15 protein-coding genes and 1 tRNA gene are annotated in these 13,818 nt (G+C 69.7%); 11 read left to right on the top strand and 5 right to left on the bottom strand.

Annotation, left to right across the window (positions count from 1 at the left end):
* Positions 1-57 precede the first annotated feature (57 nt).
* Together BM286_RS06010 and BM286_RS06005 are read left to right on the top strand one after the other, a co-directional pair.
* Positions 58-1,359: a ribonuclease catalytic domain-containing protein gene (locus tag BM286_RS06010; protein ID WP_092920681.1), complete on the top strand. Its 1,302-nt coding sequence runs from the start codon at positions 58-60 to the stop codon at positions 1,357-1,359.
* Positions 1,360-1,455: 96 nt separating this feature from the next.
* Positions 1,456-1,929 (top strand): hypothetical protein, encoded by a 474-nt coding sequence (locus BM286_RS06005; protein ID WP_092920680.1) that lies wholly within the window; start codon positions 1,456-1,458, stop codon positions 1,927-1,929.
* Between the two features lie 101 nt (positions 1,930-2,030).
* Here BM286_RS06005 and BM286_RS06000 read toward each other — a convergent pair whose 3' ends face one another.
* Both BM286_RS06000 and BM286_RS15910 read right to left on the bottom strand, forming a co-directional pair.
* On the bottom strand, positions 2,031-3,323 hold the full coding sequence (locus BM286_RS06000; RefSeq protein ID WP_092920679.1) for an MFS transporter: 1,293 nt from the start codon (positions 3,321-3,323) through the stop codon (positions 2,031-2,033).
* 105 nt (positions 3,324-3,428) lie between these two features.
* On the bottom strand, positions 3,429-3,557 hold the full coding sequence (locus tag BM286_RS15910) for a hypothetical protein (protein WP_255510257.1): 129 nt from the start codon (positions 3,555-3,557) through the stop codon (positions 3,429-3,431).
* 122 nt (positions 3,558-3,679) lie between these two features.
* Between BM286_RS15910 and BM286_RS05995 the strand changes: the two genes are divergently transcribed.
* Positions 3,680-4,291 (top strand): metallophosphoesterase, encoded by a 612-nt coding sequence (locus BM286_RS05995; RefSeq protein ID WP_092920678.1) that lies wholly within the window; start codon positions 3,680-3,682, stop codon positions 4,289-4,291.
* A 52-nt stretch (positions 4,292-4,343) separates the two neighbouring features.
* Here BM286_RS05995 and BM286_RS05990 read toward each other — a convergent pair.
* A tRNA-Ala gene (locus tag BM286_RS05990) sits at positions 4,344-4,415 on the bottom strand.
* Between the two features lie 259 nt (positions 4,416-4,674).
* Between BM286_RS05990 and BM286_RS05985 the strand changes: the two genes are divergently transcribed.
* The 3 genes from BM286_RS05985 to BM286_RS05975 all read left to right on the top strand — a co-directional run bounded on the left by BM286_RS05985 (position 4,675) and on the right by BM286_RS05975 (position 7,554).
* A complete protein-coding gene (locus BM286_RS05985) occupies positions 4,675-5,433 on the top strand; it encodes a DUF120 domain-containing protein (RefSeq protein ID WP_092920677.1) in 759 nt (252 codons plus the stop codon).
* Positions 5,433-6,206, top strand: coding sequence for a 3,4-dihydroxy-2-butanone-4-phosphate synthase (ribB, locus tag BM286_RS05980; protein WP_092920676.1), 774 nt, complete (start codon positions 5,433-5,435; stop codon positions 6,204-6,206). Before BM286_RS05985 ends, ribB begins: the two co-directional genes overlap by 1 nt.
* Before the next feature lie 418 nt (positions 6,207-6,624).
* Positions 6,625-7,554 (top strand): branched-chain amino acid transaminase, encoded by a 930-nt coding sequence (locus BM286_RS05975; RefSeq protein ID WP_092920675.1) that lies wholly within the window; start codon positions 6,625-6,627, stop codon positions 7,552-7,554.
* A 25-nt stretch (positions 7,555-7,579) separates the two neighbouring features.
* Here BM286_RS05975 and BM286_RS05970 read toward each other — a convergent pair whose 3' ends face one another.
* Both BM286_RS05970 and BM286_RS05965 read right to left on the bottom strand, forming a co-directional pair.
* Positions 7,580-8,293, bottom strand: coding sequence for a DUF502 domain-containing protein (locus BM286_RS05970; protein WP_092920674.1), 714 nt, complete (start codon positions 8,291-8,293; stop codon positions 7,580-7,582).
* Positions 8,294-8,389: 96 nt separating this feature from the next.
* Complete coding sequence (locus BM286_RS05965; RefSeq protein WP_092920673.1) at positions 8,390-9,229, bottom strand: proline dehydrogenase family protein; 840 nt, start codon at positions 9,227-9,229, stop codon at positions 8,390-8,392.
* Positions 9,230-9,319: 90 nt separating this feature from the next.
* Between BM286_RS05965 and BM286_RS05960 the strand changes: the two genes are divergently transcribed.
* The 5 genes from BM286_RS05960 (at position 9,320) to BM286_RS05945 (ending at position 13,810) form a co-directional block, all read left to right on the top strand.
* Positions 9,320-9,862 (top strand): CDP-2,3-bis-(O-geranylgeranyl)-sn-glycerol synthase, encoded by a 543-nt coding sequence (locus BM286_RS05960; protein ID WP_092920672.1) that lies wholly within the window; start codon positions 9,320-9,322, stop codon positions 9,860-9,862.
* 151 nt (positions 9,863-10,013) lie between these two features.
* A complete protein-coding gene (locus BM286_RS05955) occupies positions 10,014-10,196 on the top strand; it encodes an HVO_0416 family zinc finger protein (RefSeq protein WP_092920671.1) in 183 nt (60 codons plus the stop codon).
* Between the two features lie 86 nt (positions 10,197-10,282).
* Complete coding sequence (locus BM286_RS15510) at positions 10,283-10,441, top strand: DUF7563 family protein (protein WP_167551915.1); 159 nt, start codon at positions 10,283-10,285, stop codon at positions 10,439-10,441.
* Between the two features lie 118 nt (positions 10,442-10,559).
* Positions 10,560-12,404, top strand: coding sequence for a UvrD-helicase domain-containing protein (locus BM286_RS05950; protein WP_092920670.1), 1,845 nt, complete (start codon positions 10,560-10,562; stop codon positions 12,402-12,404).
* The gene (locus BM286_RS05945; RefSeq protein WP_092920669.1) at positions 12,401-13,810 is read left to right on the top strand and encodes a M24 family metallopeptidase; all 1,410 of its coding nucleotides are present in this window, start codon (positions 12,401-12,403) and stop codon (positions 13,808-13,810) included. The genes BM286_RS05950 and BM286_RS05945 overlap by 4 nt, the downstream gene beginning before the upstream one ends.
* The last annotated feature ends 8 nt before the right edge of the window (positions 13,811-13,818 follow it).

Genomic DNA, 13,818 nt, shown 5'->3' with positions numbered 1-13,818 from the left:
GATACGGGGTTCGTCCCGCCCGACAGGCCTTTCTAACGGACCCGCGTTGGTGGAGGTATGTCAGACGACGAGCCGAAGCCCGGGTCCGCCGAGGACCAGGGCCCCGTGACGATCACGCCGGCGCTCGCGGACCGACTCGCCGAGAAGCGCGAGGAGCTGTTCGAGGAGTTCGAGATCCGCGACGAGTTCCCGAGCGAGGTGCTCCGCGAAGCGGAGGCCCGGACCGAGGGCGTCTACGAGGAGATCGAGGCCGAGATCGACGAGCGCGAGGACCTCCGCGACCTCACCACCTGGACCACCGACCCGGTCGACGCGCAGGACTTCGACGACGCCATCTCCATCGAGCGCGAGGAGGGCGCCTACCGGCTGTGGGTCCACATCGCCGACGTGACCCACTACGTCACCCCGGACACCGCGATGTGGGAGGAGGCCGTCGAGCGCGCCAACACCGTCTACCTGCCCGACTACACGATCCACATGCTCCCGCCGGTGCTGGCCGAGACCGTCTGCTCGCTCGTCCCGAACGAGGACCGCCTCGCACACACCGTCGAGATGGAGATCGACGAGGAGACGCTCTCCTTCGAGGACATCGACATCTACAAATCCGTGATCAACTCCGACGAACGGCTCACCTACTCCGAGTGCGAAGAGCGGCTCGAAGACCCCGATCTGCCGCTTGGCGAGGAGAATCAGTTGGCCTTCGAGCTCGCCGACCGCATGCACGAGCAGCGCAAGGCGGACGGCTCGCTCGTCTTGAACCCGCGCCGCGACCGCGCGCACACCATCATCGAGGAGTCGATGCTGAAGGCGAACAAGGCGGTGACGCACACCCTGATGTGGGACCGCGGCGTCGAGGCGATGTACCGCGTCCACCCGCAGCCCACCCCCGACCAGTGGAACGAGGCGCTCAAGGAGATCCAGGAGCTCGACGGCGTCTCGATCCCCGGCGACGCGTGGGGCGACGACCCGCGGAAGGCGGTCAACGCCGCCTTAGAGGAGTCGCCAGAGCGCCAGCTCAACAAGATCCAGCGCGCCGTGTTGAAGGTGATGCCGCGCGCGAAGTACATGAACGACCCGTTCGGCGGCCACCACGCGCTCAACTTCGACATCTACGGGCACTTCACCTCGCCCATCCGCCGGCTGTCGGACACGATCAACCACTGGATCGTCCACGAGAACGACGTGCCCGAGACCCTCGTCGAACTCTGCGACCGCGCCAGCGACAAGCAGAAGGACGGCGAGACAGCCGAGCGGCTCTACAAGCAGTTCCTCGAAGAGCAGGGGCTCGACCCGCACGCGGTCAACAACCGCGGCGTCGAGGTCGTCGAGGACTCCGAGGCGGCGAAGCACACGGCGTAGTCTCTCGCGGCCGGGGTCGGGTAGCAGGCCGACCGTGCCGGCCCGCGAGACGCGACGCGCCGAGACATATACACCCGCTCGGCCGCAACGACCGGTATGACCGGCCACGAACACACCGACGCGGACCGACACGGGAAGGGCGCGCTCGAACCCACCGGCGACCCCGAGCGCGACGCGGAGCGCGCGGCGACGCTCGGCGGCTTCACCGGCGCGGTCCTCGGCGCCCGGGGGGGCCCGGTCGGCGCCGGGATCGGCGCGTTCCTCGGCGGGTCGACCGGCTACGCGGTCGGCTACGCCGTCAGCGAACTGAAGTCGGCGGCCGACGAGAGACGTGATTCGGGAGCCACCGACGGGTCAGACGGGTCCGAGCCGGACGGCGCCGAGTCCGACGAGGGGCCCGTGAGGATCGACGTCGAGTCCGAGGAGGACGCCGACGCAGACGACGAGACCGCAGACGACGAGACCGCAGACGACGAGACCGTAGACGACGACGAGACCGCAGACGACGACGAGACCGCAGACGACGACGAGACCGCAGACGACGACGAGACCGCAGACGACGAGTCGTGACCGATCCCGGGGTCGTCGGAGATACCGCCGCCGGATCCGAGCGCCCGCGAACGCCGGGCCGCCGTCGGGTCGAGCGGGGGGCGACGCGGCCGGCGGTCCGCTCAGTCCCGTCGCGTCGCGAACCGCGTGACAGCGGTCGCGGACAGCGAGCCGAGCGCCGCGATACCTGCCAAGACGACGAACAGCTCTCGGGGTCCGGCGCGGGTCAGGACCGTCCCGGCCAGCGTGGAACCGAGCGCGCCGATCCCGAAGATCCCGACGTACGTGTAGCCGAAGGAGAGGCCGCGCGCCTCGCTCGGGGAGTAGGCGGCGACCGTCGCCTGTGAGAGCGGTTGGACCGTGAACAGCGCGACGCCGAGCGCAAGCGACACCGCGACGAACGTCGCGACCGCGTCGGTCGCCGGAATGAAGAGCAGCGCGAGCAGCGACAGAGCGGCCATCACCGCAATGAGGCCCCGCTCCGGCGCCGCGCGGTCGGCGATCCGACCGCCGAGGTACTGTCCGAACACGCCGACCGAGAGGACCGCGACGTACAGGTAGCGGCCCACGTCGAACTGGTCGGCGTACGGACTGTCGGGGTCGACGAGTCGGAGGTCGACGAGGCCGCCGAGCGCGTCGCCGAGGAGGTCAGGGAGGAACGTGAGGAACGTCCGGTAGTAGAGCCCGCTGAACGTGACGAACGCGAACACGATCAGGAAGCCGCCGGCGAGCAGGGCGCGCGTGTCCGTCGCGATCGACGACAGCGAGACCTCGCCTTTCGTGCCGCCGGACGACGCTCCGCCGTCGGAACTCCCCGCTTCGGCCGAATTCTCCGCGTCGGTCACATTCCCCGCTTCGGCCGAACTCCCCGTTTCGTCGACGGTGACGCCGTACGCGGCGACGACGACCGCGGGCAGCGCGAGCGCCGCCGTCACCAGCCGCCAGTCGAACGCCAGGAGCAGCAGCGCGGTCGCCAGCGGGCCGAGCGCGATCCCGAGGTTCCCGCCGATCCCGTGGTAGCCGAGCGCGGTCCCGCGCCGGTCGATCGACTTCGAGATCAGCGACAGCCCCGCGGGGTGGTAGACGCTGGCGGTGAGCCCCCAGCACGCGACGGCGACGGCGAGGACCGGGAGCGTCGGCGCGACGCTCACGAGGAGGAACGACCCCGCCATCCCCGTGAGACAGGCGAGGATGAGCGGCTTCGACCCGAACCGGTCGACCAGGATGCCGCCCGGGAGCGCGCCGACCCCGAACAGCCCGTAGCCGAGGGTGACGACGACGCCGAGGGCGGCGGCGGTCGTGGAGAACTCCCCGATCCACACCGTCAGCAGAATCGGGATCGACAGCTCGTAGGTGTGGACGAGCCCGTGCGATCCCGCGGTGAACTCGACGATCCGTCGCTCGGCGGCGTCCATGTGAGCCGACGGTTCGGCGGGTCCGCTGATAACCTCCGGGGTAGCCGCCGCGGTTGCCGAGAGTCCGGGGACGATTGCGGGCCGGCGGGGCCACTGCGGGGGAGCCTACAGCGACGACGTGTACAGCAGCAGGCCGACGGCGACGATCGAGACCAGCAGGATCCACCCGACCATGATGGCCCCCATCTGACGGTGCGTGAGGTTCGTGCCCTCGAGTATCTCGGAGACGCCCATACGTCGCCAAACTTACTCGGGGTATATAAGCGGACTGGGTCCGGGAGGTAGCAACGGCAAGCCGGCCGATCGGCCGCTGGTCGTCACGCTGAAGCGCGGTCAGTGAGAAGCGTCGATATTCGATGGACTACCTGGTCTCCGATCTCCACCTCGACCACGGCAACGTCATCGGCTACTGCGATCGACCGTTCGGCTCGGTCGAGGAGATGAACGAGACGCTGGTCGAGCGGTGGAATCGCGTCGTCGATCCGACTGACGAGGTGTTGTACGGTGGGGACCTGACGATCCGGGATTCAGCGGGAGCCCTGTTGGACCGGCTCGACGAACTCGACGGGGAGCTCGTCTTCCTCATCGGGAACCACGACGGGACGATACTGGAGCGGTTAGACGGGGTTCAGTTCGTCGAGGAGTGCCGCTTCGAGCATCGCGGAGTCCCGTTCCACGCCGTCCATGACCCGGCAGACGGGCCGTCGAACCCGAAGGGGTGGACACTCCACGGCCACCACCACAACAATTGGCCGGATCGGTTCCCCTTCATCGACCACGACGCCCGCCGTGTGAACTTTTCCGTCGAACTGCTGGACTACCGTCCGCTGGCGTTCGATAGGCTGGTCGACTACCTGGCCCTCGGTGAGCGGTTCCCGGATCGAACCGCCGCAGAGAACGCGCTGTCGACGCAGAACTCCGCGGGAAGCGGAGTGGACTCGCGGGGGTCCCGCGAGCGAACGGAGTGAGCGAGTGGGACCACGCGAGGGAACGACTGAACGACCGAAGGGAGTGAAGAAGTGGACTCGCGGGGATTTGAACCCCGGGCCTCTTCCTTGCGAAGGAAGCGATCTGCCACTGATCTACGAGCCCTCATCACGAATCAATCCCCGTTCGTATTTGTACCTTACCTTTCGCTGACCGGTGCGGGAGACGCTCACATCCGGGAACCGAACCGGTTCGGGGAGTCACCGGAGACGCCGCGAAGCCGACCGGCACCGACGGGGTTACATATCCAGCGCGGGAACTATCGGCTCCAGCGGTCTCCGGTCGGTTCCGCCGACTGATTAACGTTCCTGAGATGCGTTCCACATTCGTTACCCTTTTGCCCGCTGACGACCGAGCGTATCGTATGTCAGACGCGACGGCGACCGACGCGGCGGCCGACGTGGACCCGGCCGCGCTCGCGGCCCTCAAACACGTCGGGCTGGTCGGCGGCCTCTCCGAGACGAAGGTGTCGTGCGCGGCGCTCGGCGACCGGCTCGACGCCTCCACGCAGACCGCCTCTCGACGCCTCCAGACGCTCGAATCCGCGGGCTACGTCGAGCGCGACGTGGTCAGCGACGGGCAGTGGGTCCGGGTGACCGACGCGGGCGAGGCCGCGCTCCGCGCGGAGTACGCCGACTACCGGCGCCTGTTCGAGTCGGACGTCGAGCTCTCGCTCCGCGGGTCGGTCACCGGCGGGATGGGCGAGGGGCGCCACTACATCACGCTGCCGGGGTACGCCGAGCAGTTCCGCGAGCGGCTGGGCTACGACCCGTTCCCGGGCACGCTCAACGTGAACCTCACCGAGGAGAGCGTCCGCCGGCGCGGCGAGATGGCCGGCATCGACGCCGTCCCCATCGACGCGTGGGAGGGCGAGGACCGCACCTACGGCGCCGCCACCTGCTACGGGGTCACCCTCGTCGCGGGCGACGAGCGCTACGAGGAGGTCCACGCCATCGTCCCCGACCGCACGCACCACGACGACGACCAGCTCGAACTGATCGCGCCGGACCGCCTGCGCGACGCGCTCGACCTCGCGGACGGCGACGCGGTGGAGGTCCGCGTCGAGCCGACGAGCCGCGCCGACGAGACGGGATCGACCGCGGTCGAGACGGAGGCCGCCTGATGCGCGCCGACGTCGACGCCGACCCCGAGACGAGCGGGGGCGCGGCCGAGACCGCCGAATCGACCGAGACCGCCGATCCCGCTGAAACCGCCGAGGCCGCCCCGGACGCGACCGACCCCGTCGAGCGGGCGCTCGACGCCTTCCGCGCCGGCGACCCCGTCTGCGTCCACGACTTCGCGGACCGCGAGGGCGAGACGGACATCGTCTACCCGGCCGGCGCGGTCGACGAGGCCGCGGTCGCGCACATGCGCAACGACGCGGGCGGGCTGATCTGCGTGGCCGTCAGCGACGCGGTCGGCGACGCGTTCGACCTGCCGTTCCTCGCGGACGCGCTCGACCACCCGGCGGTCGACGACGACCCCGACTACGACGACCGGTCCTCGTTCTCGCTGCCCGTGAACCACCGCGAGACGTTCACCGGGATCACGGACGCGGACCGCGCGAAGACCATCGTGGAGGTGGCGAACGCGGCCGGCCGCGTCCGCGACGACCCAACCGGCTACGGGCCCGAGGACTTCGCGGCGGAGTTCCGCGCGCCCGGTCACGTCCACGTCCTGCGCGGCGACCGCGACGGGCTCGCGGGGCGGACCGGTCACACCGAACTCGGCCTCGCGATGGCCGAGGCCGTGGGCGCCGCGCCCGCCGCCGTGGTCTGCGAGATGCTCGACGACGAGACCGGCGACGCGCTCGCGCCCGCGGACGCCGCCGCCTACGCGGCCCGCCGCGACATCCCCTACGTCGAGGGCGCGGCCCTCGTCGAGGCGCTGAAGTAATCGACTTTTGATGCGGTCGGCGCGCGCCTGCGAGCGGTCGCCCCCGGCGACCGCGAGCCAGCGCGTGCGAGGGAGTCGGCCGGTCGGAGCGAAGCGGAGACCGGCCGACGAGGCTGGGGAGGCGTGAGGTGCTGTGCGGGGTGGGACTCGAAGGGGCAGTCGCGAGGGCGCCGTAGGCGACGTAAGCACCGCAGCGAAGGAGCGGAGTGACTGAGCGAGGAGCACAGCGAGCGTACGGCGCCCTCGCGACTGGGGCTTCGGGGCAGTTCCTGAGAGCGGTGTGGGTCACGTATTGCCGAGCGGCTGGGGTTTCAGAGCGGTTCACACTCGATCCGTCGATGGGTTTCGACCCTGCGCTCTCGTGGTAGCACTCGACCGCTTGTCACAGTTTTAAGCCCGCCGGCCGCAACTCCCGACCATGGGATTCGACGAGATGGACGTCGACACGATCTGGAAGAACGGGGAGTTCCTCGACTGGGAGGACGCGACGACCCACGTGCTGACCCACGCGCTCCACTACGGGAGCGGCGTGTTCGAGGGCGTCCGCTGTTACGAAACCGAGCGGGGGCCGGCGGTGTTCCGCTGGGACGAGCACCTCGACCGGCTGTTCGACTCCGCGAAGATGTACGACATGGACATCGAACACTCCCGCGAGGAGATCACCGAGGCCACCCTCGAACTCCTCGACCGGCAGGACCTCGACTCCGCGTACATCCGGCCGATCGCCTACTACGGCTACGACTCGCTCGGCGTCTCCCCGAAGGACTGTCCGACCGACCTCGTCCTCGCCGCGTGGCCGTGGGGCGCGTACCTCGGCGAGGAGGCCCTCGAAGACGGCGTCGACGTGATGGTCTCCTCGTGGCGGAAACACGCCTCCTCGCAGGTGCCGACGAACGTGAAGACGACCGGCCTCTACGTCAACTCCATGCTTGCGGGCGAGGAGGCGCGCCGGAACGGCTACGTCGAGGCCGTCGTCCTGAACAAGGAGGGGAACGTCGCGGAGGGCCCCGGCGAGAACATCTTCATGGTCAACGACGGCGAGATATACACCACCGGGCCGGCGCAGTCCATCCTCGAAGGGATCACCCGCGACACCGTGATCGCCCTCGCCGAGGAGCGCGGCTACGAGGTCCACGACGAGGCCGTCATCTCGCGCGGGCAGCTGTACACCGCCGACGAGCTGTTCTTCACCGGCTCCGCGGCCGAGGTCACCCCGATCCGCTCGGTCGACGACACCGAGATCGGCGCCGGCACTCGCGGGCCGGTCACCGAGGAGCTCCAGAGCGCCTTCTTCGACCTGGTCGAGCGCCGGACGGACGACCACGACGAGTGGTTCACCTACCTTTGAAACGACCCGCTACTCGCCCGAACCGCTACTCACCCGACCCGCTTTCCTCGGCAGTCGACCCCGCCGAATCGCCGGCCGTCCCGTCGGTCCGGACGTGTCCGAACCCGCCCGGAGTCCGGCCGCCGTCCCCCTCGTCGGGGTTCTCCTCGTGGACGGGGACCTGGTGTGCCGACTCCGCGAAGCCGGCGGAGAGGACCCGCGTCATCCCCTCCTCGACGGTCTCGCCGGTCTCCTCGATCCGCTCCGGCTCGACCTCGATGACGAAGCCGGTGGTGATGTTCGGGGCGGTCGGCATGAACAGGACGATCTTGCCGTCGCGAGTCTTCTTCCCGGTTCGGAACGCGGTCATGCGGATGCCGGGCCACGTCTCGATGTACACCGGGCTCTGTAGCTCGTCGGTGCCGGAGATCGCCGTCTCGATCGCGAGCTTCGAGGCGTTGTACACCACCCGGAGCGCCGGGATCCGGTTTATCGCGTCGTCCACCGCCGACTCCGCCAGACGACCGAGCGTGGTCCGCATGAAGTACCCGACCGCGAGGACGACGGTCGCGAACACCGCGAACGCGATTATCACCCGGGAAACGGGCTCTAACGGCGCCGGGATGATCTCGGGCTGGAGCCCCTCGATCAGCGGGATCGACGCGATGTACTGGTAGATCCACCGGAGGACTAAGAGGAGGACGAGGAGCGGCGCCAGCACGATGAGCCCGCTGGCGAAGTCGCGTTTCCACGTGGACATCTATCGGATCGGTATGCGTCGGCAATCCTTAAGAGGGCTTTCACGCGCCGGCGGCGAGCCGAGGTCGACGCCGGACGCCGGACGCGGGGTCGCCGGCTACTGCCCCAGCACCGCCCGGGCCGCGAACGTCAGGTTCTCCTTGCGCTCGCGGACGCGCCGGTAGAAGTACGAGAGCCACTTGTCGCCGTACGGCGCGTACTGATACACGTCGATCCCCTGCGCGGCGAGGTCGCGCTGGGCGTCCTCGCGGACCCCCATCAGCATCTGGACCTCGTAGTCGGCCCCGTGCTCGCGCGCCAGCCGGTCCGCCAGCGAGATCATCTCGGGGTCGTGGCTGCCGACCGCGATCCCGCGGTCTCGGCGCTCGAAGAGGAGCCGGAGGTCGTCGCGGTACGCCTCGTCGACGCGCGCCTTGTCGGTGTACGCGATCGACGACGGCTCGTCGTACGCGCCCTTCACGAGCCGGATCTTGCCGGGGACGTCGACGAGGCGGTCGAGGTCGTCCGCGGTGCGCCTGAGGTTCGACTGGATACACTGGCCGACGCTCCACGGGTAGTCGGCGGCGATGGACTCGAAGGCGTCGAGGGTGTCGTCGGTCGTGTCCGCGTCCTCCATGTCACACCAGACGAACGCGTCGAGCTCGTCGGCGCGCGCGACGATCTCGCGGTAGTGCTCCGCGAAGAGGTCCGGCGAGACGTCCATCCCGATCTGGGAGGGCTTCACCGAAACGCAGGCGTCGAGGCCGCTGTCGGCGATGTCGTCGAGCAGCTGTAGGTAGGCGTCCGTGTCCGCCCTCGCGTCGCCGGGGTCGTCGTAGTGTTCACCGAGGAGGTTCAGGATGACCGCGACGCCGTCCTCGTTCGCGGCGCGGGCGTGGTCGAGGGCGGACGGGACGCTCTCGCCGGCGACGAACCGCCGAGCGATGGGGGGGATCATGTCGTGACTTCCGGACGGCGCGAACTTTACCTTTGCCGACCCGGCGACGGATCCGGGGTTTATAACATCCCGGGCGTCGCCCGTGAGGACATGATCGGTGCGCTCGTCGCGACGGCGTTCTGGGCGATGCTCCCGGCGTACGTCCCGAACAACGCCGCGGTGTTGGCCGGCGGCGGTCGCCCCATCGACGGCGGGCGCGAGTGGCGCGGCGCGCGGCTGCTCGGCGACGGAAAGACGTGGCGCGGCACCGCCGTCGGGACGCTCGTCGGCGTCTGCCTCGCGCTCGGACTCAACGCCCTCTCACCCCCCGCGAGCGCCGCGTTCGGCGTCGAATTCCCGACGTTCGCCCTCCCGGCCGCGTTCGCGCTCGCGTTCGGGGCGATGTGCGGCGACATCGGCGCCTCGTTCCTCAAGCGGCGCTCGGGCCGGGAGCGCGGCGCCGCGTTCCCGGGGCTCGACCAGCTCGACTTCGTCGTCGGCGCGCTCGCGCTCGCCTTCCTCGTCGACACCGACTGGGCGCTCGCGGTGTTCACGCCGCGCGTCCTCGCGGTCGTCCTCGTGATGACCCCCGTCCTCCACGTCGTCACGAACGCCGCGGCGTACGCGCTCGGGCTGAAGAACGAGCCGTGGTGAGCGGAGGCGGACGTTCGCTCCCGGCGAGTGACTCGCAGAGAAGTTGCGTATCAAACTAATTTTTCCTGATGACTGATCGTTCGGTCGCGTAATTCGCAGCTGCGAGAACGAGAGAAAGACATATATGCTGGTGTGGCATACCATGGCACGCATGTCCAGTAGTGCACCCAGCTCGGACGACGACGTGTTCGACGAGTTCCTCTCCGATCACGGCCACGAGACGGAGATCGTAGGCTGGGAGCGATCCTATAACAAGCTCCAGTGTCCCGAGTGCGGTGCGCTCCACGAGGAAGGGTCCGCGCGGTGTTCCGTCTGCGACTGGCGGCCGAACTGAGGGCGGCGGCGACGCCACGGTCCGCGAATTTTCTTTCCGTCATACTCCCCGGTAGTATTATGTGGAATTACCCGATAGTGACTACCATGCCGACCTGTCAGAACTGCGGCTCGTTCGTCACGACTGATTACGTTCGGGTGTTTACCCCGAACGAGGTCGATCGACCCCGCGTCTGTCCGGCCTGCGAGGACCTCGTCCGCGACGGGGCGGACGTTCGCGAAGCGCGCGCAACGCGGAGCAGCTGAGGAGACGCCCGAGCCGTTACCGAGCGATGAAACGCCGACCCGTCGCGGCCGGACCGGAACCCGTGTCGACGACCACGGAGCCACGGCGTTTAAGGAGAACCGGAATCTGGAGGTAACAATGACCGATACCACGGTGACGCGGCTGTTCGGGGGGCCCGGGAGCGGGAAGACGACCGCGCTCTTGGACCGCGTCGAGGGGATCCTCGAAGCGGAGGACGCGGAGGTCCGCGACGTGCTCGTCGTCTCGTACACGCGCGCGGCCGCAGCGGAGATCCGCGAGCGGCTCGCCGAGCGGCTCGACGTCTCCCCCCGCAGCCTCCAGGGGAACGTGAGCACGATGCACGCGAAGGCGTACGAACTGCTCGACCTCTCTCGGGGCGACGTCGTCGGCGAGGACGACAAGGAGTCGTTCTGCGAGGAGTACGGCATCGAGTTCGAGGACCAGCACGGCGGCGCCGGCCGCCGGACCGCCCGCTCGACGACGATCGGCAACAAGATCATCGCCACCTCCCAGTGGCTCCAGCGGACCGAGCGCGACGTGGCCGACTGGTACGAGGTCCCCTTCCAGTGGGACGTCGAGGAGGTCAGGCTCCCGCCCGAGGAGGACCCGAACGCCCAGGAAGGGAACAAGTACACGCCCACGTGGCCCTCGGACGACGAGCGCATCGACATCCCGGAGACGATCCGGGCGTGGCGCGCGTACAAGGGCGACAACGACCTCGTCGGCTTCGCGGACATGCTCGAACGGGTCGCGCAGCGCTCGCTCGTCCCCAGCGTCGACTACCTGATCATCGACGAGTTCCAGGACATCACGACGCTCCAGTACAACGTCTTCGAGGAGTGGCGCCCGCACATGGAGAAGGTGCTCATCGCCGGCGACGACGACCAGGTCGTCTACGCGTGGCAGGGCGCCGACCCCGACCTCCTCCTGGACACCGAGGTCGACGAGGACGTAGTCCTCCCGAACTCCTACCGGCTCCCCTCCGAGATCCTCAACGTCGTCAACGCCGAGATCCGCCACATCGACAAGCGCCAGGAGAAGGACCTCCACCCGCGCAAGGAGGGCGGCACCGTCGAGGCGATCGAGTCGCCCTCGATGCTCGAACTCGTCCGGAACGTCCGGTACACGGTCGAAGACGACGAGGGCGACATCATGTGTCTGTTCCGCGCCCGCTACCAGATGTTCGACTTCATCGACGAGTTCATCGGCCACGGGATCCCCTTCTCCATGCTCACCGACGGACGGATGTGGACCGATCGCGTCCAGGACTACGTCAGCGCCATCGAGAAGGCCGAGGCCGACGAGCCCGTGACCGGGCTGGAGGCGCGGCGGTTGGCCGACATGCTCCAGGAGTCGGCGTTCGGGACCCACGACCGCGAGGAGTTCTACGACTTCCTCGACGACCGCGAGGAGGCGGCCGACGCCGACGACGTCGCCGACATCGATATCGCGGCCGACACGCTCGACGAGTACATCCCCTTCATGCCGGACACCGCGAGCGCCGACGACATGGTCCGGAAGGTGACGAGCTTCCAGCGCAAGTCGATGGGCGCGTACTTCGAGGGCGACTACCAGGGGACCGATCCCACCCGCGTCCGGGTCGGCACCATCCACTCCGCGAAGGGCCGCGAGGCCGATCACGTGTTCGTCGCGACCGACCTCACCGAGAAGGTGGTCGAGCAGATGGCCGCCTCCATCGACGACCCGACCGACATCGACGGCGTCGAGGAGTTCACGAAGGCGACGAGCCCCGTCCCCGTCCTCACCGACAACGAGCGCCGCGTCTTCTACGTCGGGATGTCTCGGGCTCGCGAGCGCCTCGTGATCATGGAGAGCCTCATCGGCGGCGCGCCGACGCTCCCGATCAGCGTCCTGCTGTTCAACGAGCTCCGCGAGGAGCCGGCCCAGGATCTCGTCGAGGAGGTCCAGGCCGAGCTGGCGGTGCCCGAACCGGAGCCGTGAGCGGGGAGGACGCGGCGCCGGGAGGCGCCGAGGGAGCGGCCGCCCCCCTCCGGACCGACCTCCGCCCCGTCGTCGAGGCGGTCCGCGAGGCCGACGCGGCCGCGTTCGTCGCGGTCGGGGACCGCTTCGACGACGACCTGCGTTACCTCACGCGCTTTTCCGGGCCCGACCGGCCGTACGCGCTGGTCGTCGTTCCGAGCGGCGGAGCGACGGACGGAGACGACGAGCCGACGGCGAACTCGCCGGCTGGGCGCGCGGTCCTCTGTGCCCCCGCGCTGTTCCGCGAGCAGGCGGAGCGGGAGTTCGTCGCGGTCGCCCGCGAGTCGACCGCGGATCCGACCGACGATGCCGACGCGGACGACCGCGCGTTTCACGACGGGGTCATCCGCGAGGTCCGGACCGAAGGCGTCGGCGACCACGCCGGCGAGCGCGCCGCCGCGGTCGTGGACGACCTCGTCGACGGCGCGAGCGCCGCGGCCGAGGACGACGGTCCGACCGTCCTCGCTCCCGCGTCGATCCCCCACGACGCCGCGGTGTACCTGGAGCGCGCGGGTAACGACCTCTCGTCGACGGACGCGGTCGCGGCCGCTCGGGCGCGCAAGACGCCCGCGGAGGTCGACCGGCTCCGGAGAGTTCAGCGCGCGGCGGTCGCCGGGATGGCCCGCGCCGAGGCGGTCCTCGCCGAGAGCGAGGCCGTCGAAAGCGAGGCCGTCGAGGGGGCCGACGGGAGCGGCGGAGACGGCCGGTCCGACGACGACCGCCGACCCCCGCTCCGCTGGGAAGGCGAGCCGCTGACGACCGAGCGGCTCCGCCGCGAGGCGAACCGCGTCCTCGCTGCTCGCGGGGTGCGCGACGCGGGCAACACGGTGATCGGCGCCGGCCCGTCGGCGGCCGACCTCCACTACGTCGGCAGCGACCCGATCCGTCCCGGCGAGACGGTGTTGATCGATATCTCGCCGCGCGGCCCGGACGGGTACCACGGCGACGTGACGCGGACGTTCGTCGTCGACGGCGACGGCGGGTGGGAGCGCCGGGCGTACGTCGCGGTCGAGGCCGCCCGCGAGGCCGCGCTCGACGAGGTCGAACCCGGCGTCCCGGCCAAGGCGGTCCACGGCGAGGCGGCCGCGGAGCTCACCGCGTACGGGTTTGAGCCGAACGCGGGCGAGGGCGAGGCCGGCTTCACGCACGGGACCGGCCACGGCGTCGGCGTGAGCCTCCACGAGGGACCGTCGCTGTCGGGCGCGGGCGAACTCCGACCGGGCCACGTGGTGACGGTCGAGCCCGGCGTCTACGACCCCGAAATCGGGGGCGTCAGGCTGGAGGACCTGGTCCTCGTCACCGACGAGGGGTACGAGCTGCTGGCCGAGTACCCGTTCGGTATCGTGCCGGACGCGGACCCGACCTGAGCGGCGGC

It is taken from the genome of Halorubrum sodomense, assembly GCF_900111935.1.
In the GTDB taxonomy this organism is placed as follows: domain Archaea; phylum Halobacteriota; class Halobacteria; order Halobacteriales; family Haloferacaceae; genus Halorubrum; species Halorubrum sodomense.
This window is presented reverse-complemented; position numbering and strand designations above follow the sequence as displayed.